19 protein-coding genes are annotated in these 18972 nt (G+C 66.7%); 5 read left to right on the top strand and 14 right to left on the bottom strand.

Features of this window, described 5'->3' with window-relative positions; all coding sequences use genetic code 11:
* Positions 1–185 precede the first annotated feature (185 nt).
* The 3 genes from VGU00_RS08515 to ald are packed head-to-tail and all read right to left on the bottom strand — an operon-like array spanning position 186 to position 2673.
* A complete protein-coding gene (locus VGU00_RS08515) occupies positions 186–1256 on the bottom strand; it encodes an alpha/beta hydrolase family protein (RefSeq protein WP_327467476.1) in 1071 nt (356 codons plus the stop codon).
* A gap of 37 nt (positions 1257–1293) precedes the next feature.
* On the bottom strand, positions 1294–1536 hold the full coding sequence (locus tag VGU00_RS08520) for a hypothetical protein (RefSeq protein WP_327467478.1): 243 nt from the start codon (positions 1534–1536) through the stop codon (positions 1294–1296).
* Positions 1537–1557: 21 nt separating this feature from the next.
* Positions 1558–2673, bottom strand: coding sequence for an alanine dehydrogenase (gene ald, locus VGU00_RS08525; protein WP_327467480.1), 1116 nt, complete (start codon positions 2671–2673; stop codon positions 1558–1560).
* A 158-nt stretch (positions 2674–2831) separates the two neighbouring features.
* On the opposite strand from ald, the gene VGU00_RS08530 reads away from it, so the two are divergent.
* From VGU00_RS08530 to VGU00_RS08545, 4 genes are all read left to right on the top strand, one after another.
* Complete coding sequence (locus tag VGU00_RS08530) at positions 2832–3299, top strand: Lrp/AsnC family transcriptional regulator (RefSeq protein WP_327467482.1); 468 nt, start codon at positions 2832–2834, stop codon at positions 3297–3299.
* A gap of 104 nt (positions 3300–3403) precedes the next feature.
* Positions 3404–4756 carry a methyl-accepting chemotaxis protein gene (locus tag VGU00_RS08535; RefSeq protein WP_414713518.1) on the top strand — a complete coding sequence of 451 codons (1353 nt, stop codon included), beginning with the start codon at positions 3404–3406 and terminating at the stop codon, positions 4754–4756.
* A 53-nt stretch (positions 4757–4809) separates the two neighbouring features.
* Entirely contained in the window at positions 4810–5502 is a 693-nt protein-coding gene (locus tag VGU00_RS08540; RefSeq protein WP_327467486.1) for an SDR family oxidoreductase, read from the top strand.
* Positions 5503–6474, top strand: coding sequence for a 50S ribosomal protein L11 methyltransferase (locus VGU00_RS08545; protein ID WP_327467488.1), 972 nt, complete (start codon positions 5503–5505; stop codon positions 6472–6474). It begins immediately after the preceding gene.
* A gap of 3 nt (positions 6475–6477) precedes the next feature.
* On the opposite strand, the gene VGU00_RS08550 is transcribed toward VGU00_RS08545, so the two are convergent.
* The 6 genes from VGU00_RS08550 to VGU00_RS08575 are packed head-to-tail and all read right to left on the bottom strand — an operon-like array spanning position 6478 to position 10762.
* The gene (locus VGU00_RS08550; RefSeq protein ID WP_327467490.1) at positions 6478–7056 is read right to left on the bottom strand and encodes a DUF6882 domain-containing protein; all 579 of its coding nucleotides are present in this window, start codon (positions 7054–7056) and stop codon (positions 6478–6480) included.
* A 55-nt stretch (positions 7057–7111) separates the two neighbouring features.
* On the bottom strand, positions 7112–7984 hold the full coding sequence (phhA, locus tag VGU00_RS08555; RefSeq protein WP_327467492.1) for a phenylalanine 4-monooxygenase: 873 nt from the start codon (positions 7982–7984) through the stop codon (positions 7112–7114).
* Between the two features lie 38 nt (positions 7985–8022).
* On the bottom strand, positions 8023–8643 hold the full coding sequence (locus VGU00_RS08560) for a molybdenum ABC transporter ATP-binding protein (RefSeq protein ID WP_327467494.1): 621 nt from the start codon (positions 8641–8643) through the stop codon (positions 8023–8025).
* On the bottom strand, positions 8633–9328 hold the full coding sequence (gene modB / locus VGU00_RS08565; RefSeq protein ID WP_327467496.1) for a molybdate ABC transporter permease subunit: 696 nt from the start codon (positions 9326–9328) through the stop codon (positions 8633–8635). The genes VGU00_RS08560 and modB overlap by 11 nt, the downstream gene beginning before the upstream one ends.
* Positions 9328–10092: a molybdate ABC transporter substrate-binding protein gene (gene modA, locus VGU00_RS08570; RefSeq protein WP_327467498.1), complete on the bottom strand. Its 765-nt coding sequence runs from the start codon at positions 10090–10092 to the stop codon at positions 9328–9330. Before modA ends, modB begins: the two co-directional genes overlap by 1 nt.
* A 19-nt stretch (positions 10093–10111) precedes the next feature.
* Positions 10112–10762: a Crp/Fnr family transcriptional regulator gene (locus tag VGU00_RS08575; RefSeq protein WP_327467500.1), complete on the bottom strand. Its 651-nt coding sequence runs from the start codon at positions 10760–10762 to the stop codon at positions 10112–10114.
* Positions 10763–10830: 68 nt separating this feature from the next.
* On the opposite strand from VGU00_RS08575, the gene VGU00_RS08580 reads away from it, so the two are divergent.
* Positions 10831–11706 carry a sterol desaturase family protein gene (locus tag VGU00_RS08580; RefSeq protein ID WP_327467502.1) on the top strand — a complete coding sequence of 292 codons (876 nt, stop codon included), beginning with the start codon at positions 10831–10833 and terminating at the stop codon, positions 11704–11706.
* Here the strand turns inward: VGU00_RS08580 and VGU00_RS08585 are convergent.
* The 5 genes from VGU00_RS08585 to ligA all read right to left on the bottom strand — a co-directional run bounded on the left by VGU00_RS08585 (position 11703) and on the right by ligA (position 18953).
* On the bottom strand, positions 11703–13043 hold the full coding sequence (locus VGU00_RS08585) for a PepSY domain-containing protein (RefSeq protein WP_327467504.1): 1341 nt from the start codon (positions 13041–13043) through the stop codon (positions 11703–11705). The two genes, VGU00_RS08580 and VGU00_RS08585, sit on opposite strands and share 4 nt — an antisense overlap.
* A gap of 12 nt (positions 13044–13055) precedes the next feature.
* Positions 13056–15056, bottom strand: a complete 2001-nt coding sequence (locus VGU00_RS08590) for a TonB-dependent receptor (protein WP_327467506.1) — start codon at positions 15054–15056, stop codon at positions 13056–13058.
* A gap of 68 nt (positions 15057–15124) precedes the next feature.
* Positions 15125–15529, bottom strand: a complete 405-nt coding sequence (locus VGU00_RS08595; RefSeq protein ID WP_327467508.1) for a DUF2946 family protein — start codon at positions 15527–15529, stop codon at positions 15125–15127.
* 65 nt (positions 15530–15594) lie between these two features.
* Positions 15595–16764 carry a sterol desaturase family protein gene (locus VGU00_RS08600; RefSeq protein ID WP_327467510.1) on the bottom strand — a complete coding sequence of 390 codons (1170 nt, stop codon included), beginning with the start codon at positions 16762–16764 and terminating at the stop codon, positions 15595–15597.
* Positions 16765–16826: 62 nt separating this feature from the next.
* Positions 16827–18953 (bottom strand): NAD-dependent DNA ligase LigA, encoded by a 2127-nt coding sequence (ligA, locus tag VGU00_RS08605; RefSeq protein WP_414713519.1) that lies wholly within the window; start codon positions 18951–18953, stop codon positions 16827–16829.
* Positions 18954–18972 lie beyond the last annotated feature (19 nt).

The raw sequence follows: 18972 nt of genomic DNA on the forward strand, positions 1-18972 counted from the left end.
TGCCTCTCCATCATCGTCACCCCGGGCTTGACCCGGGGCCTGCCTTTCCTTTCACCGTCAGCCAGAAGAAAGGCGGGTCCCGGGTCAAGGCCCGGGATGACCGAAGTGGGGTAGCTCAACGTCCGCTCTCCACCCCAAAGCGGACTATCCATCTGCGCGGAGGAAGCGATGCCGCCGGCGAATCTTTAGCGCGCGGCAAAGCCTTCAGCTGTCAACCAGCCCGCCAGAAGCGCCAGATATTCCGCTGAATCTGGGCTCTCGGTGCCGTCGTGCTTCGGGTCGAGCGAGATCGACCGGTCGGCCGATACCTCCATCGCATGATCGGCCCCGGCGATGCTGTGCACGGTCATCTTCGGCATTTGCGCCGCAATCGCGCGCAGGCGGTCGACCGATACAGCGACGGGTACGACGGCATCGTCGGCGCCATAAAGGACAAGCGTGGGGACAGCGACCGCCGACAGATTCTTGAGCGGGTCGTTCTCGATCTCGCGGCGCCAGCCCGAAACCGCGCGGTCGCGGACGGTTTCGCCCATATAAGTATATTTGAACCACGGCTGTGTCTTCGCCGCGTCGATCATTTTCTGCGCCGCCTCGCGGCTTCCCGACCCGCGCATATAGGCATCGACCGCTTTGCGCGTCGCGGTCATCTGGTCGATTTCGCCCTGCGAATGCCCGTTGGCGATCAGGTGATTGGTCGACGAAAACAGCATCTGCACATCGGCGGTGACGACGGGCGCCGACACCGCAACCACAAAGGCGACGTCGGCGCTGCGCGAAGCCGCGAGCGGGCCGATCCATCCGCCCTGACTCAGCCCCCAGATGCCGATCCGCCTAGAATCGATGCGCGCGTCGCCCTTCAGGCTTTGCACCGCAGCGATCGCATCGTCGGCGAGCAGGGTAAAATCGCCCCCGGCCGTCTTCGTGCCCGACTGCCCAGATCCGCGCCGGTCATAGGCGAAAACCGCGATGCCGAGCGCCGGGAGGGCGGTCTTGAGATGGTCGTAGAGCGACGCATCGCGGAGCGGCGAGGAGGCGCTGTGCGTGACGACGACCGCGGCCACCGGCCTGCGGTTCGCCGGCATATAGAGCGTTCCGGCAAGCTCGGTGTCGCCGTTCGTGAAGCGGCGCTCCTCGGTCGCAACCTTTGTCGTCGCGGGCGCGCTCCACGGCAGCGGCGCAGCACGCGGTTCCGCCATCGCCGGCTGGAGCACCGCGAGCGCGACAACCGACGCCCAAAGACGGGCGACCGTTCGCATCAGGCGCCCCGCACGCCCGAAGACGGCGGGACCATGCTCACTTGATCTTGCCGCGGTTCGCGTAAAGCAGGGCAGCGATCACCGCCGCCGATCCGATACCGAGCCCGGCGGCAGCGGCCGTCTTCCAGCCGCGCTTGCCCTTGCCCGCTTCCTTGTCGGCGGCTTCGGTGGCCTCGGCCGCCTCGCGCTGCTGCTGACGCTCGCGCGCGGCACGCAGCACTTCATTTTCTTCCTGTTCGTCGTCGTGAGGCGGCGGGGGAGGCGGCACTTGGTCGGTCATCGTCTCTCTATGTCCTTGTTGTCAGGCGAGTGCCTGATCAACAGGCACATAATCGGTTCCGATCGCTTCGGCTACGGCCTCGAACGTCACCTTACCATTCCAAACGTTCAAACCCTGCGCAAGATGCACGTCGCGTTTCAAAGCTTCCTTCCAGCCGAGGTCGGCGATGCGGAGCGCGTGCGGCAGCGTGACATTGTTGAGGGCATAGGTGCTGGTACGCGCGACCGCACCGGGCATGTTGGCGACCGCATAATGGACGATGCCGTCGACGACATAGGTCGGGTCGGCGTGCGTCGTCGCATGGCTCGTCTCGAAGCAGCCGCCCTGGTCGATCGCGACGTCGACGAGCACCGAGCCCGGACGCATCGTGCCGAGCATGTCGCGCGTCACGAGCTTCGGCGCCTCGGCGCCGGGGATCAGCACCGCGCCGATCACGAGGTCGGCCTCGGCAACGCATTCGGCGAGATTGGCGCGGTTCGAAAAGCGCGTCTTCGCGCGTGCCTCGAAAAAGGTACCGACGCGTTCGAGCACTTCGGGATCGCGGTCGAGGATGGTGACGTCGGCGCCGAGCCCGGCCGCCATCTGCGCCGCGTTGAAACCGACGACGCCGCCGCCGATCACGCACACCTTGCCCGGCGCGACACCAGGAACGCCGCCGAGCAGCACGCCGCGGCCGCCATGCGCCTTTTCGAGCGCGGTCGCGCCGGCCTGAATCGACATGCGCCCCGCGACCTGGCTCATCGGCTTCAGGAGCGGCAGGCCGCCGTGCGGGCTGGTGACGGTTTCATAGGCGATGCAGATCGCGCCCGACTTCATCAGGTCGCGCGTCTGGTCGGGATCGGGCGCGAGGTGGAGGTAGGTGTAGAGGATCTGCCCTTCGCGCAGCATCGCGCGCTCGACGGGCTGGGGTTCCTTCACCTTCACGATCATCTCGCACATCGCGAAGATTTCTTCGGCACTCTGGACGATCTCGGCGCCCGCCTCGACATAATAGCGGTCGTGCGCCCCGATGCCTTCGCCGGCGCCGGTCTGGACCAGCACGCGGTGGCCGTGGACGACGAGTTCGCGGGCGCTTTCGGGAGTCAGGCCGACGCGATATTCGTGGTTCTTGATTTCCTTGGGGGTGCCGATGATCATGGTCGCTCTCCGAATATGGATGTCATCGGCGATCGACTATGGCCGCCGAAAACTTGTCGGCGCTTTTAGCAGGAAAACGGTGCGAGGTGCTTGCATATGCTCCTTTGATTCTGCACAAGCACGCGAGATTTTCGCGCCATATGGGCAGATCGCGCAATATGATTGATCGCATCGACGCAAAGCTGCTTCACCTGCTGCAACGCGAAGGCCCCAAGCCCGCCGCCGAGCTTGGCGAGATCGTCGGGCTGTCGGCATCGGCGTGCCACCGCCGCATCCGCGCGCTCGAGGCGGCGGGGATCATCACCGGCTATGCGGCGCGGCTCGCCCCCGACCGCATCGGACTGGGACTCGACGTGTTCGTCGACATCAGCCTGACCTCGCAGAGCGAAGAGGCGCTGACCGCGTTCGAAAGCGCGGTGAAAAGCTTCGACGAGATATTGGAGTGCCAGCTGTTGTCGGGCGCGTCCGATTACCGCCTCCGCGTCGCGGCGCGCAACGTCGCCGATTTCGACCGGCTGCACCGCCACTGCCTGTCGCGCCTGCCCGGCGTCGCGGCGATGCACAGCGCCTTTGCGCTGCGCACGATCAAGGCGTTCGAGGGCTATCCGGTCGCATCCGCCGGTTAACGGCGAATTTACCACTTCATCGCATATCCCGTTCACCAGTTTCGCAAGATGACTGCGTGGCGACAGACCCGCGCGTCTTTGGGGTGATCAGGGAAGCCAAGATCATGGTGAAGGACAATCCGATTCATAAGCAGCAGATCGATCCGGTTTTGATGTCGGAGCGTTTTCCCTATTACGACCTCGACGGCCGGCTCGCCGCCTGCGGGGCCGAAATCCACGCGATCATCGCGGGCCGCGAGGAAGCGGTCGCGCGCGCCTATTGGGACGCGTTCAACCTGCTTCCCGGCGTCGAGCGCAAGGTCGAGGGCGAACTTTACGACAGCTATGTCCGCGGCAGCGCGCGCCACACCTTCACCAAATATGCCGATGCCGCCGGGCAGGAAGTCGCGACGATCGCGTGCCAGAACACCCATATGGCGCGGCGCGTGAAACTGCCGCTCGCATCGGTCATGTCGTGCATCGCCGAGAGCCAGCGGCTGACGATCGAATATGTCGTCGACGCGTGCATTGGCGAACCCGAGCGCCTGGCGCGCCTGACGAGCGCGATCAACCGGCTCGCGCTGCTCGAATTCGACATCATGCAGCGTTATGCGGCCAAGCTCGACCGCGCCGTCTTTTCGAGCGAGCGACAGGCGCTGGCGGGCGATTTCGACCGTTCGATCGCGTCGCTGGTGCAGGATACCGACGGCGTGCGCGAACAGCTGGCGCGGCAGGCGGCCTCGGCCGACCAGGCGGCAAAGGGCATGATCGCCAAGACGAGCGAAGTCGCCGCCGCGTCCGAACAATCGGCGATGGCGATGCGCGAAGCCGCCTCGACCGCCGCGGGCCTGATCCGCGCGATCGAGGATGCCCGCAGCGAGGTCGAAGCATCGGCGACGGTCGCGACGCGCGCATCCGAACAGGCGGGCGAAGCCGTCGCGATGTCCGAAGCGCTGTCGCACCATGCCGAATCGATCGAATCGATCCTCGGCCTGATCCGCGAGATCGCCGGACAAACCAACCTTCTCGCCTTGAACGCGACGATCGAAGCCGCGCGCGCCGGCGAATCGGGCCGCGGCTTTGCCGTCGTCGCGCAGGAGGTGAAGAGCCTCGCCAACGAAACCGCGCGCGCGACCGACGATATCGCGGGCAAGATCACCGCGATCCAGCAGGCGACGCGCGGATCCGTGTCGGCGAACCAGTCGATCCAGCAGACGATCGTCGAAGTGCAGCGTTCGGCGCAGCGTATCCGCGACGCGATGGACGCGCAGGCGCAGACGGTCACCTCGATCACCGCCGCGGTCGACGAAACCGCGCTCGCCGCGGACAGCATGTCGTCGACGATCGCAAGCATCCGCAACGATTCGGGGATGGTCGCGGGCGAAATCAGCACGCTGAGCGAGGAATTCGCGCGGATGGGCGGCCGGTTGCAACAGCTGGAAAAAGCCGCAAGCGATTTCAGCAGGCGCGTGGCGTAAAACTGCCACTTCCCCTGCTTGGCAAGCCCTGCCCCGCTGCCTAAGGCGGGGGCATGAGCACGCATATCCTGATCACCGGCGCGAGCCGCGGCATCGGCGCGGCGATCGCCGAAGCCCTGACCACCGACGCGACGCGCGTCGTCGCGCTGTCGAGCGCCGACGGCGACCTCGCCGACCCAGCCACCCCCGACCGGCTGTGGCGGGCGAGCCTCGATCGGCTCGGCGGCCGCATCGACGTGCTGGTGAACAACGCCGGGGTGTTCGAGGCCAATCCGATCGATGACAGCGATGCCGATTGGCTGGCGAACTGGAACCGCACATTGCAGGTCAATCTGACCGCCAGCGCGCAGCTGTGCCGCCATGCCGTACGGCACTGGCAGGATCGCGGGTCCGCCGGCCGCATCGTCAATATCGCGAGCCGCGCGGCGTATCGCGGCGATAGCCCGGCGCACTGGCATTATGCGGCGTCGAAATCGGGCATGGTCGCGATGACCAAGACGATCGCGCGCGGCTATGCGAAGGACGGCATCCTCGCCTTCGCGATCTGCCCCGGCTTCACGATGACGGGCATGGCCGACGAATATCTGGCGAGCCGCGGCGGTGACAAATTGCTCGCCGACATTCCGCTGGGCCGCGTCGCGATGCCGGACGAAGTCGGCGAAATGGCGCGCTGGTGTGCGCTCGACGCCCCCGCCTCGATGACCGGCGCGGTGCTCGACGTGAACGGCGCGAGCTATGTCCGCTAGATGAGCTGGATCGTTTCCCTCCCCTGCACCCGCGCCGAGGCCGAGGCGCTGTCGGGCGAGATACCCGAACTCGACGCCCTGCCCGAGGCGCCCGTCGTCGTGACGCGCGAAATCGACGAGGACGCCGGACTGTGGCAGCTCGACGCCTATATGGATGCCAGGCCTAGCGCGGCGTTGCTGACCCTGCTCCAGTCGTTCGTGCCGAGCGCAAAGGGTATGAAGCCCATCGTCGAGCAATTGCCCGAAGAGGATTGGGTCACGCTGTCGCAGCAGGGGCTCGAGCCCGTGCAGGCGGGTCGCTTTTTCGTGCATACGAGCAGCCACGCCGACCGCGTGCCGGCGGGTACGACATCCTTCCTGATCGACGCGAGCCAGGCATTCGGAACCGGCGGCCACGACACGACCGCGGGGTGCCTTGCCATGCTCGACCGGCTGGCGCGGCAGGGCGCGAGTCCGCGCAACATCGCCGATATCGGCACCGGCACCGGGCTGCTCGCCTTTGCTGCCATGTCGCTGTGGCCGCGCGCGCGAACGATCGCGTCGGACATCGACCCCGCGAGCATTTTCGTGACGCGCGACAATGCCGCGATCAACCGGGTGCCGCTCGGCCGCAGCGGCGGGCGGCTGGCGCTCGCGGTCGCGCCGGGGACCGACCATCCCGCGATCCGTCATCGCGCGCCCTATGACCTGGTCATCGCGAACATCCTTGCCGGGCCGCTGATCACGCTGGCGCCCGATATCGCCGCGGCGACCGCGCCGGGCGGCCACGCCATCCTCGCCGGGCTGATCGCGCGCCAGATGGAACCGGTGCTCGCCGCCTATCGTGCGCAGGGCTTCCGCCTCGCCGCGCGCGGCGGCAGCGCCGAATGGCCGTGCCTGCTGCTCGTCAAGCGCCGCCGTTACGGCTGGCGGCGCAAGGAACGCGCCTTTCACCGTTCGGACCCGGCGGACGCCAGTTTCGGTAGCTGGTAAGGATCAGTCCGCGGAGATCGTCAGCGTGCCGAAGGTCATGAAGATCATCGTCGAGCCCGACGGGCCGCGATAAGCGCCCTGCGCCTTGGCCAGATAGGCTGCGAGCGCGGCGAATTGCCACGCATCCTCTTCGCTCGCCTCGATATGGCGGGTCGTGAAGGCTTCCAGTCCGTGCTTCGCACCGAAATCGCGAACCAGCGCGGCGTCGGCGCGGAGCGGTTCGGGAACCGAGGGATGGTCCCAACCCCAAAGCCAGGTGCCGTCCAAGGTGTTCAGCGTACCTACAACCTGCACTGGCGCCACGATCTTCCATCCGCGTTCATTGGTGAACACGATCGTTCCGGCCTCCAGATCGGCATCCCAACGCGCCGTCCCGAGGCGCCACGTCGCGTTATGCGCATTGGTAAGCGCGTCCAGATAATGGATCGCCGCGTCGAGCGACCGGTCGGGTTCGTCGGGCGGCAGGTCGCCATCGTCGAGATCGCTTTCGGCGAGGTGAATCGGTTCGATGCGATCGGGTGGACCGGCGTCGCCGCCGCCATCCTTCGCACCGCCCAGCATATCGCGCAATTTCCGGAACACAGGATCCTCCCGCACCGATATTAGGCGGGCCCGGCGCGCGCCGACAACCGGAAAATCAGCCGCTCTTTGCGAGCGCATATTCCTGCGTGCCGCGCGTCACCACCGCATCTTCCGACAATATGTCGGCGATCGGGATCGGCGGTAGCGCGGCATTGGCGGCATAGAGCGGCGCGAAATCGATATTCACCGTCGTGTCGAGCAGTTGCTCGAGGCTGTCGATGACGAAATAATTCTGCTGGAAATCGTCGATCCGGTAATCGGTGCGCATCACCCGCGCGAGATCGAAGCCGATGCGGTTCGGGCTGTCGCTGTCGAGCGCGAACACGCTCTCTGCATAGGACGAGACGATACCGGCGCCATAGATGCGCAGACCACCCGCTTCGCGAATGAGCCCGAATTCGACCGTATACCAGTAAAGCCGCGCGAGCTGTTTCAGCGCGTCGAATTTCAGGCTGCGCAGCCCGCCCTCGCCATAGGCGACCATATAGTCGGCGAACACGGGGTCGGCGAGCATCGGGACATGGCCGAAAACGTCGTGGAAAACGTCGGGTTCCTGCAGATAGTCAAGCTGCTGCGGCGTGCGGATGAAATTGCCTGCGGGGAAGCGCCGGTTCGCGAGATGGTCGAAAAACACGTCGTCGGGCACGAGCCCCGGCACCGCGACGACCTGCCACCCCGTCGCGGCCATCAGCCGCGCATTGAGTTCGCGATAATCGGGAATGCCCGGTTTTTCGAGGCGCAGAACGTCGATCCCGCGCAGGAAGGCGTCGGACGCGCGGCCGGGCAGCATGTCCGACTGGCGCGCGAACAGCCGGTCCCACATCGCATGTTCGTCGGCGGTGAAGGCGTCCCAATTTTGCGAAATCGTCCAGTCTGCCGCGGCGCCGGGCGGCGGCGTGTCATGGACGTGGGTAAACTGGCTTTCCATGTCCGCACCCTATCACAGAAATGGTTTCAGGTGAAACTTCATCCGCCGAGCGTCACGACCGTCGTCGCGAGCCGGTCGACCTCGGCGCGATCGTGGCTGACATAGAGGATCGGCAGTTTGAGCTCGTCGCGAATCCGCTCGATCACCGCCATGATATCGCCCCGCCGCGCGGCATCGAGCGACGAGAGCGGCTCGTCCATCAACAGGATTTCGGGACCCGCGAGCAACGCCCGCCCGATCGCGACGCGCTGCGCCTCGCCGCCCGACAGGCTGTGCGGCCAACGGTCGAGAAGCTCGCCGATGCCGAGGAAGGCGACGGCTTCTTCGGGTGTCATCCAACGGTTCGCGGGTTGCGCGAGGTCGTGGCCGTAGAGCAGGTTCGCGCGCACGCGGCGGTGCGGAAAGAGCCGGCCGTCCTGAAAGACATAGCCGACTCGGCGCGCCTCGGGCGGCAGGTCGATGCCATCGCCGAACAATATCCGGTCGCCGACGCGGATATGGCCGCGGTCGGGCCGAAGCAGCCCTGCGACCATATTGAGGATGCTCGTCTTGCCGGCGCCCGAGGGGCCGAACAGCGCCGTGAGCCCCGGGCCGGCCGTGAAGCGCGTTTCGACGATCCGGTCGCCGCGCCGCTTTGCGACGTCGATATCAATCGCCATGGCGCCGGCTTTCACGGTGGGTGCGGCGCACGAGCCATTCGGACAGGACCAGCGCGGCGAGCGACAGCGCGACCGAAAGCAGCGCGAGCCGCGTCACCATCGCTTCGCCGCCCGGCACCTGCAGCGCCGAATAGATGGCGAGCGGCAAGGTACGCGTTTCGCCGGGGATGTTCGAGACGAAGGTGATCGTCGCGCCGAATTCGCCGATCGAACGCGCGAAACCGAGGACGAGCGCGGCGAGCACCCCGGGGAGCGCGAGCGGCAGGCTGACGCTCCAGAAGCTGTGCCAAGGCGTCGCGCCGAGCGTGCGCGCCGCGCCCTCGAGCCGCCGGTCGATGCCCTCGATCGACAGCCGCATTGCGCGCACCATCAGCGGCAGCGCCATGATCGCAGCGGCGAGCGCGGCGCCGGTCCAGCGGAACATCAAGGTCACGCCGAACCAGCGGTCGAGCCAGCCGCCGACGGGACCCAATGGACCGAAGGCGATGAGCAGCAGCCAGCCGGTGACGACCGGCGGAACGACGAGCGGCAGATGGACGAGCCCGTCGAGGAGGACGCGGCCCGGAAAGCGGTAGCGCGCGAGCACCCATGCGAGACCGAAGGCGATGGGAAGCGTCGCAAGCACCGCGACCCCGCCGACCTTCAGCGACAGCGCGACGATACCCCATTCTTCGGGTGACAGCATCAGGGCGCCGAAAAGCCGTGGCGGGCAAAGATGGCGCGGCCCTGCTTCGAGAGGAGGAAGGCGCGGAAACCTGCGGCATCCTTGCTGCGCGACGCCTTGAGCTGCGCCACCGGATAGCGGATCGGCGGATGGCTTGCCGCGGGGAAGGTGCCGACGACGCGCACCGCCTTCGACGCGCGCGCGTCGGTTGCATAGACGATGCCGAGCGGCGCGGCGCCGCGTTCGACGAGCGCCAGCGCGGCGCGGACATTTTCTGCCGGAGCGACCCTGGCGGCGACGCGGCCCCAGACGCCGAGACGCGTGAGCGCGACCTTTGCATATTTGCCGGCGGGCACCGCATCGGGATCGGCGAGCGCGAGGCGGCCCGAGCCGAGCGCCCGCGCGAGCGGGAAGCCGCGGGCCGGGGTCAGCCGGACCGTGCTCGATACCGGAGCGATGAGGACGAGCCGGTTGCCGAGCAATGTCGTACGCGTGCCGGCGCGCAGCAGGCCCGCTTTGGCCACCGCGTCCATCCATTCCTCGTCGGCCGACAGGAAGAGGTCGGCAGGCGCGCCGGCGATGACCTGCCGCGCGAGCGCCGACGAGGCGGCGAAGGAGATCACGGGTCGGGCATGCCCCCTAGCGGCCCAGGCGTTCGCCGCTTCGGTCAGCGATTCCTGCAGGCTGGCGGCGGCGAGCACGACGGGACCCCGCTCCTGCGCCATCGCGAGCGGCGCCAGAAACATTGCCGTGAAGAGAGCGAGGAGGCGGAGGAGACGGGCCATGGCCAATGCTATAGCGCCCTCACCCCTCGCGCGATAGCGGCGTGCGCAGCCTGATGCAGCCGTAGCCGCGGGTGAGTGCGCCGCGCGCCTCCAACTCGCGGAGCGCGGCACCGAGCGTCACGCGCGACACGCCGAGCAGGTCGGCGAGCTGCTGCTGCGTCGCGGCGACCGTGCAGCCATCGGGCGCGTCGGCCGCCATCGCCGCGAGCAGGCGCCGCAGCCGCTCGGCCGTCGGCAGCCGCCGCTCGGCATCGATAATGTCGAGCGACACCGCGAGCTGGCGCCCGAGGCTGCGCAGCAGCAGCTCGGCCCAGCCGACATCCTCCTGCATCAGCCGGCGGAGCAGTGGCCGGTCGATCGCGACAAGCCGCGCGGGGCCGCTGGCGATGGCATCGACCTGTCGTTCCATGCCGGTGAAGAAAGCAAGCTCGCCGAAAATATCGCCGGGCCCGAGTACCGCAAAGGCGGTGAAGGCGCCGTCCTCGGCATAGCGGCCGACGAGCACATGTCCCTCGATCACCGCCCAGAAGGCGTCGCCGGGATCGCCCTGATGCTGGACGAACTGCCCGTCGGCGAACGTGCGCGGATCGCGCGCCGCAAGCAGGCGGTCGCGCTCGTCGCCCGCGAGGCGGGTGCGCTCGGCGAGCGCCAATTGATAAGATCTTTGCATTTCTGTCGCCGCTTTTGCGGCACGATGCGCGCAATAACAAGCGGCAAGGCCGCGAAGGGAGATTGAGGATGCACCTGACCACCGCCCAGTCGAGCGCGATCGTCGCGGCGATTTTTCTCGGCTTCTGCCTGATCGAGCTGATCCGCACGCGCCTGTTCGCGAAGGACGAGCAATCGCGGCACGACGGGATCATCGAGATCATCAGCACCTTCATGCTGCTGATCGTCACGCAGCCGACGATCCTGCTGATCGTCGGCGCACTCGGCCACAGCTTCTTTCCGCAATATGAGGGCGCGCTCGCGAATGTGCCGTTCCTCGTCGCGCTCGCGCTCTTCCTCGTCTGCGAGGATATGATGCAATATTGGTGGCACCGCGCGAGCCACAGCTTCGGCTGGCTCTACAACCTCCACCGCGCGCACCATAATGCGCGCTATATGAGCGTGCGGCTCGTCTACCGGAACAACATCATCTATTATGCGATGATGCCGAGCATCTGGTTCGCGGGCGTGCTCGTCTATCTTGGGCTCGGCTGGTTCTATGCGGGCTATCTGGTCGTCAAGATGGCGGTGATCATCGGCGCACACAGCGATGTCGCGTGGGATGCGCCGCTGTACCGGATAAAGGCGCTGTCGCCGGTCATGTGGGTCGTCGAACGGACGATCAGCACCCCGGCAACGCACCATGCACACCACGGCCGCCACGCCGACGATCCCGCCGTGAACTACAAGGGCAATTTCGGGAACCTGCTGTTCTTCTGGGACGTGCTGTTCGGCACCGCGAAGATCACGCGGCACTATCCGCAAAGCTATGGCGTGGAGAACCTGCCGCCCGCGACGCTGGGGCAGCAATTGCTGTGGCCGATCTTTCCCGAGAACAAGGAGATGGACGCGTGTATCCCCGGCGCCGTGCCGTCGGCGCCGGGGCCGGCGGCGGCAACGAGCTAGGCCGCCACCCCGAGCCAGCGCGCCGCGCGCGGCAGGCGGGGAAGCAACAGCCGCTCGGCGATCCAGAGCAGGATCAGCGAGGCGGCGAGCAAGGGCAGCAGTGCCGCGAGCAGCAGGACGATCGCCGCGACGCCGCGCAGCCGCGCGGGGTCGCGCGCGGCAGGCGGTGCGCCCAGCGCGCCCTCCGGCCGGCGGCGGCGCCACATCAGGAAACCCGAAATGGCGAGCATGACGAGCGCAAGCGCGGTCGCGACGCCGATCAGCTGGTTGGCGAGACCGAACAGCTGCCCCTCGTGCCAGGCGATGCCGTAACCGACGACGCGGTCGACGGCATGTTTGTCCGCAAAGCCGCTGCGCGCGACCTCGGCACCGGTCGTGGGGTCATAGCTCACCTTGCGTACCAGCGGGCGGTTCTGCGTCTGCGTGGTCAGGGTCCAGTTATTGCCGTTGGGCGGACCGAAGAGGTTAGGCGCACCGGGCGGCAGGACGATCACAGGGGCGGGCATATTTTCGGCGCGCGCGCGCGCGACGATCTGCGCGAGCGGAATCGCGGGTGCGGGATGGGCCGCATGGCCCGCCATCGCCATCGCGCCATGGTCGTGCGCGGCATGGTCGCCGGCCGCCCCGCTTTTCCAGTCCTGCGCGCCCGATACCCAGCCCATTTCGGCGCGGATCGCGCGAAAGCCGCTTGCCCAGACGTCGGTCCATGGCAGCGCGGTGAGGAGCAGGATGAGCGCAAAGCCCGACACCCAGAAGCCGGTCACCGCATGAAGGTCGCGCAGCGCGGTACGTCCGCCCAGCGACAGCCGCGGCCAGACGACTCCCGCCGTCCCGCGCCCCTGCGGCCACCAGAGATAGAGGCCGGTCAGGATCATCACGATCGCCCAACTCGCGGCGAGTTCGACGATGAGGCCGCCCGTCCGTCCGATCAGCAGGCTGCCGTGGATTTTCGCGAGCCATGCCGAAAGGCGTTCGTCGGGATCGGCCCAGCCGATCACGCGCCCCTGCGGCGAAACCGCAACGTCGACCATCGTCCCGCCCGACAGGCCGAGATGGACGACCGCGGCGTCGCCGGGCGCCTCGGCTATGCGATAATAGTGAAAATTGGCGCCGGGAAAATCGGCGATCGCCGCGGCGACCTGTGCATCGGCGCCGACCGCGCCCGCAGTCGGCAAATCGCGCCACGCGCGCTCCTCCCACCGGTCGAGCTCGGGTTTGAACAGATAGGCAGCGCCTGTCACCGACAGGATGAGGATGAAGGGGATGACGAACAGTCCGGCATAGAAATGCCAGCGCCAAATCGTGCGATAGAGCGGAATGCGGTTGCTGTCGGTCATCCCCCGTCCCCTTTAGAAGCGCGCGCGAATACCGGCGGAAACCGCGCGGCGTTCGACGGGGTAGTAGATCGCCGAGCTCGGCGTCACCATGATCGCCGCGCTGATGTCGCCAATCGCCTTTTTGCCCGTGATGTTGCGAACATCGACAAAGGCGTCGATCCCTTCGGCGATCGTCGCACCGCCGGTGACGCCGATCAGCGCATAGCCGGGGGTCGAGACGAGATTATGGTAGTCGGCGAAAGGACCGTCGGGCACCCATTCGACGTTCGGCGCAACATGGAACGCGTCGCTGCCGATGCGCAGTTCGGCGCGGTAGACATGTTTCGGCACCACGGGCAGCCGGTTGTCGCCATAGTCGGCGTCGCCCCGGAAGCGGAAATTGCTGTAGGTATAGACCTGCCGCACCCGCAGCCATTCGGCGACGTCGAACTGCAAAGCCGCCTCGACGCCTTCGTGGCGCGTGCGGCCGGCGTTGAAGGTCGAGGCGGGGACCGTCGGGCCGACGTTGAACTGGAGCAACTCGCCCTTGATGTCGCTGCGATAGTAGGTGAGGTCCCAGCTCGCCGGTCCGGCTTTGCCACGCGTTCCGATTTCGGCGGTCCAGGCACGCTGCGGGTCGAGCGCGACGAAGCTCGCGATCTGCGCCAGCTCGTTGAAGCCGGGGAATTCGACCGAACGGCTGTAATTGGCGTAAAGCTGGACGTCGGCGACGGGTTCGAACAACAGGCCGAATTTGGGCGAGAAAGCATCGAAGTCGGCGCGGCCGACGGTGCCATTCTGCGCCGGCGCGGCGGCATTGAAATTGATCACCTGCTTGCGCTTGCCGTCGGCGTAAATGCCCCCCGCGATCAGCGACAGCCGCTCCACGGGTTTCACGCGCAGTTCGCCATACAGCGTCGCCGCGCGCGCGTCCTGATCGGCGTTGAAGCGCACCGCGCCGCGCTTGCCCGCGAGATTGACGAAGCGTTTCGAGCGGATGTCGCCGACGCGCAGTTCGCCGCCGACGGTCGCCTCGATAACATCGCCCGCATAGTCGAAACGGAAATAGCCGCCGCGATCGGCGCCCTCCTGATCGATCACCTCGAAGATCGGGTGGTAGAGCGACTTGACGTTGAGGAAAGCGCCGACGTCGAGCGTCAGCGCGCCCCAGTCGAAGCGCGTGCGGTTCTGGATGCGCAGCGAATCGACATCGCGCGCCTGATCGAGCGCGATCGCGCCGAGGCTCGCCATGCGCGGGGTGGTGAGCGCCTGCGTGCGCGTCAGCGCGCCCGGGATTTCCTGATCGATATTGTTGAAGCTGACATAGAGCCGGTTCGACACGACATCGCTGAACTGCATCCCGACATTGCCGTGGAAGCGGAAGCTGCGCCGTTTGACATGGTCGCGGTCGCCGTCCGAGCTGTCGGCGCTGACCGCCGCCCACGCATCGACGCGATCACCCGCCACACCCGCCGACACCAGCCCGCGATAGCTATCGAAGCTGCCGGCGTCGGCGCGCAGGTAAAACCCCTCGGCGGTGCGTCCGGTCGGGGTGACGCCGTTGATCGCGCCGCCGAGCGTTCCCGATCCGAAGCGCAGCGCGTTGGCGCCGCGATAGACCTCGAGATGGTCGAAGAAGATAGGTTCGAGTTCCTGGAAATCGCCATTGTCGTCGGCAAGGTTGATCGGCACCCCGTCCTGCAGCAGCGTGAGCCCGCGCATGTGGAAGCCGCGCGACAGGCCCGATCCGCGGATCGAAATGCGCACTTCCTGCCCGTAGCGCGGCTGGAGATAGACGCCGGGCGAGAAAGCGAGCGTGTCGCGGAGCGAGACGATCGACTTGTCGGCATAGTCGCGGTGGCTGACGACATCGGCGCCGCCCGCGGTCCGACTTACGCGCTCCTCGGCTTCGTTGGTGAGCGCGGGCGCCGTGACGATGATTGTCGGGTCGGCCTCTTCGGCGTGGGCGGGTGTGGCGGCGATACAGACGGCGAGCGCCAGCAGCGGCGCCCCCCCGTGGAAATGGGTCTTCATGATAGGTCTTTCGCTGAATGCAGTCATGGGCCGCACCGCGGGAAGCGCGGGCAGCCGGTGGGTCTGGATCAGGCGAAAGCGGGCGGTCCGGTACTCGGCGGCAGCGGCGATGCGATACCCGGCGCGAAGCCGAGCGAGGGCACCGCGACGGGTACGGGTTCGGCGACGACCGGCGCCGCGGCGAGTAGCGGCAGGTCGGGGACGATCGGCGCATTCGCGAGCGCGCCCCATGGGCAATGCTGCTGCGCTTCGCCCTTGTCGTGGCTGCCCGCCTTGTCGCCAGCCTTCTCGAACTCGATCGTCATCGTCCCGCCGGGGTTGGCGGGGTCCGAACAGATGCGCACGGTGATCGACCCGCCCGCATCCGATTCGATCATCCAGCCGGGCGCGACGAGCACGCGCGCGGCGAGCGCGAGGAGCAGCGGCACGAGCAGCAGGAAGCCGGGACGGCGAAAGGCGGCGAGGATGCCCACGTGCCGCGCCTTATGGCGCCGGCACGATGCTGGCAAGCGGACAGATTGCCCTACTCTGCCCCAAGCTATTCAGCGGGCGTCTCGTCGGTCTTCTTGCCGGTGCGCGTCCACGGATAGAGGAACTGGCCCCAATAGTTTTTCGGCACATCTTCGGGGATGCCGTAATTTTCGGGCCAGCGGTCCTTGGGCAGATGGAAGGTGCCGAACAATTTGTCGATCCACGGGAAATGGATCGCGAAATTGACGTCGAACGCCTCGCGCTCCAGCCCGTGATGCCAATGGTGAAAACGCGGGGTCGCGATCCAGTGGCCGAGCCGGTTGAAATTGCCGCCGACATTGGCGTGCAGCAGCGACGACCAGACATAGACGAAGCCGATATAGGCCTGCATCACCGAGGGCGCGAAACCGAGCGTGAAGAGCGGCAGCGAGGTGATCGAGCGCAGCAGGATGATCTCGACGAAATGCATCCGCGACCCCGCGAGCCAGTCCATCGATTTCGCGCTGTGGTGCACCGCGTGGAAGCCCCAGAGGAAGGGGTAGCGGTGGAAGGTGCGGTGGAAGAAATATTGCGCCAGATCCGACGCGACGAGCACGATGCCGAACTGGACGATCCACGGCAGCGAGGCGACACCGGCGCGGAACGCCTCCCAATTGCTCGTATTCTCGTTGATGATCGTCGAGGGTGCGAGTGCGAGGAAGCCGAGCACCTGCACGAACATCGTGCTGACGAGATAATAGAAAAGATCCTCGCGCCATTCGGTGCGGAACAGGCGCTGCGTCCGGCGATGCGGAAAGGCGCGCTCGAGCGGCGCGAACATGAAGCCGGTGACGAGCAGGTTCACGACGAAGAAGTCGAGCCCGAAGAAGATACCCCAGTCGCGCGTCTCCTGCGGCTGGACGTTCGCGCCGCCGACGAGGATCGCCGCCAGCCCGATCATCAACGCGGTGAGACCGAGCACCTTGCGCGGCCGGAGCAGCAGGCTGAGCAGCGAGAGGCCGTAGCTGATCAATAGCGTCGCATGGACGACGCCGCGGAAACCGCCCCAATGTTTGATGATTTCGAGTTCGGGGGTCGCGAACCAGTCGGGGAAGCGCAGCGCGATGACCATGAAGAAGCCGGCGATCGCAAACAGCAGCCCGAAAAAGCCCGACAGCCAGCCGCTGCCGAACCGCCGCACCTCGGTATGCGATTCGAGATCGCGCATCAGATTCTGAAGATAGTCACGCTTTGCCATGTGGCCCCCTCACAGCATTTTCGCCGCGCCGTCTGTGATGATGCGCACGGGTTATTATCACGCTAACCCGCCGCCGCGACAATCTCCGCCCACCCGGCTTCGTCGATCACCCGGATGCCAAGCGCGCTCGCCTGCTTGAGTTTCGATCCCGCGCCGGGGCCGGCGACGACGAGGTCGGTCTTGGCGCTGACGCTGCCCGCGGCCTTGGCGCCCAGCGCTTCGGCTTGCGCCTTGGCCTCGTCGCGGCTCATCGTCTCGAGCTTGCCGGTGAAGACGACCGTCATGCCCGACACCTCGCTTGTCCGCGTTTCGACGATGTAGAGCGGCGGCGCGACTTCGGAGAGGAGGTCGTCCCACAACGCGCGGTTGTGCGGTTCGTGGAAGAAATCGGCGAGCGCCTCGCCGACCGCGATGCCGATGCCGTCGGCGCGCACTTCAAGGATCGCCTTGAATGCCTCGACACGGCGCGCCGTATATTTGCCGTCGGATTCACCCTCAGCGCGCGGATTGGCCTCCAGATAGCTACGAATTTCGGCGGCCTTTTCCGGAAGGCGCCGGATGTCGCCGAGCCCCTTGAGCAAATCGCGCGCGGTCACCGCCCCGACATGACGGATGCCGAGCCCGAAAAGCAGCCGCGCGGCATCGGGCTGCCGCTTCGCCTCGATCGCAGCGAAGAGATTGTCGACCGACTTGTCCTTCCAGCCTTCGCGCCCGAGCAGATCGGCGCGGTGCGCCTTCAGGCGAAAGATGTCGGCCGGCCCCTTGTCGAGCCAGCCCAGCTCCAGAAACTCGGCGATGCTCTTTTCGCCCAGCCCCTCGATATCGAGCGCGCCGCGGCTGACGAAATGGCGCAGGCGCTCGAACTTTTGCGCATTACAGATGAGGCCGCCGGTGCAGCGCACATCGACCTCGCCCTCCTCGGCGACCGCCTCGCTGTTACAGACGGGGCAATGGTCGGGGAAAATATATGGCGCGCGATCCTCGTCGCGAGTCAGGTTCTCGACGACCTGCGGGATCACGTCGCCCGCGCGCTGGATGACGACGCGGTCGCCGGGGCGCACCCCCAATCGGCCGATCTCGTCGCGGTTGTGGAGCGTGACGTTCGACACGACGACGCCGCCGACGGTGACGGGCACAAGGCGCCCGACGGGGGTCAGCTTGCCCGTGCGGCCGACCTGGATATCGATGGCTTCAAGCGTGGTCTGCGCGCGCTCGGCGGGAAATTTATGCGCGATGGCCCAGCGCGGCGCCTTGGCGACGAAGCCGAGCCGCTGCTGCCAAGCGAGGCTGTCGACCTTGTAGACGACGCCGTCGATGTCATAATCCATGTCGGCGCGGCGGCGCTCGATCTCCGCATAATGGGCGAGAATATCGGCGACCGATTCATAGCGCGTCAGCAGCGGCGACACCGGGGCGCCCCAACGCTCGATCGCCTTCATCACCTCAAATTGCGTTTCGGCGGGCAGCGCGCTGACCTCGCCCCAGCCGTGCGCAAGGAAGCGCAGCGGACGCGACGCGGTGACGCTCGCGTCCTTCTGGCGCAGCGAGCCTGCCGCGGCGTTGCGCGGGTTGGCGAACTGACGGACGGTGGCGGGATCGAACTCCTGTTCGCGCTGCGCGGCGAGCGCCCTGCCCTCTTCCATCAGGCGTTCGTTGAGCGCGGTGAAGTCGGCCTTCGCCATATAGACTTCGCCGCGGATCTCGAAAACGTCGGGCGCGGCGCCGTTCAGCTGCTGCGGAATGTCGGCAATGTGGCGGACGTTGGCGGTGACATCCTCGCCGACGCTGCCGTCACCGCGCGTCGCGGCCTGCACAAGCTTGCCCTTTTCATAGCGCAGCGAGCAGGAGAGGCCGTCGATCTTGTCCTCGGCGGTCATTGCGATCGCAGAACCCAGGTCGAGGTTGAGGAAGCGCCGCACGCGCGCGGCGAATTCCTCGACATCCTCACCCGAAAAGGCGTTGTCGAGGCTCATCATGCGCTGGGCGTGGGTGACCTTCGCGAGCGGCGACCCCTCGACCGCGGCGCCGACTGCATTGTTCGGGCTGTCGGCGCGGATCAGGTGCGGAAAGGCGGCTTCGAGTTCGTTGTTGCGGCGAACGAGCGCGTCATAATCGGCGTCCGAAATCTCGGGCGCATCCTCGGCATGATAGCGTTTGCCGTGATAGGCGATCGTCTTCGCCAGACGCATCAGTTCATTGGCGGCATCG

The sequence above is a fragment of the Sphingopyxis sp. genome (assembly GCF_035944815.1).
Classification (GTDB): domain Bacteria; phylum Pseudomonadota; class Alphaproteobacteria; order Sphingomonadales; family Sphingomonadaceae; genus Sphingopyxis.

Coding starts and splice junctions, on each gene's coding strand:
- VGU00_RS08515 (WP_327467476.1), bottom strand. CDS start 1,256: ATGCGAACGGTCGCCCGTCTTTGGGCGTCGGTTGTCGCGCTCGCGGTG.
- VGU00_RS08520 (WP_327467478.1), bottom strand. CDS start 1,536: ATGACCGACCAAGTGCCGCCTCCCCCGCCGCCTCACGACGACGAACAG.
- ald (WP_327467480.1), bottom strand. CDS start 2,673: ATGATCATCGGCACCCCCAAGGAAATCAAGAACCACGAATATCGCGTC.
- VGU00_RS08530 (WP_327467482.1), top strand. CDS start 2,832: ATGATTGATCGCATCGACGCAAAGCTGCTTCACCTGCTGCAACGCGAA.
- VGU00_RS08535 (WP_414713518.1), top strand. CDS start 3,404: ATGGTGAAGGACAATCCGATTCATAAGCAGCAGATCGATCCGGTTTTG.
- VGU00_RS08540 (WP_327467486.1), top strand. CDS start 4,810: ATGAGCACGCATATCCTGATCACCGGCGCGAGCCGCGGCATCGGCGCG.
- VGU00_RS08545 (WP_327467488.1), top strand. CDS start 5,503: ATGAGCTGGATCGTTTCCCTCCCCTGCACCCGCGCCGAGGCCGAGGCG.
- phhA (WP_327467492.1), bottom strand. CDS start 7,984: ATGGAAAGCCAGTTTACCCACGTCCATGACACGCCGCCGCCCGGCGCC.
- VGU00_RS08560 (WP_327467494.1), bottom strand. CDS start 8,643: ATGGCGATTGATATCGACGTCGCAAAGCGGCGCGGCGACCGGATCGTC.
- modB (WP_327467496.1), bottom strand. CDS start 9,328: ATGCTGTCACCCGAAGAATGGGGTATCGTCGCGCTGTCGCTGAAGGTC.
- modA (WP_327467498.1), bottom strand. CDS start 10,092: ATGGCCCGTCTCCTCCGCCTCCTCGCTCTCTTCACGGCAATGTTTCTG.
- VGU00_RS08575 (WP_327467500.1), bottom strand. CDS start 10,762: ATGCAAAGATCTTATCAATTGGCGCTCGCCGAGCGCACCCGCCTCGCG.
- VGU00_RS08580 (WP_327467502.1), top strand. CDS start 10,831: ATGCACCTGACCACCGCCCAGTCGAGCGCGATCGTCGCGGCGATTTTT.
- VGU00_RS08585 (WP_327467504.1), bottom strand. CDS start 13,043: ATGACCGACAGCAACCGCATTCCGCTCTATCGCACGATTTGGCGCTGG.
- VGU00_RS08590 (WP_327467506.1), bottom strand. CDS start 15,056: ATGAAGACCCATTTCCACGGGGGGGCGCCGCTGCTGGCGCTCGCCGTC.
- VGU00_RS08600 (WP_327467510.1), bottom strand. CDS start 16,764: ATGGCAAAGCGTGACTATCTTCAGAATCTGATGCGCGATCTCGAATCG.
- ligA (WP_414713519.1), bottom strand. CDS start 18,953: ATGCGTCTGGCGAAGACGATCGCCTATCACGGCAAACGCTATCATGCC.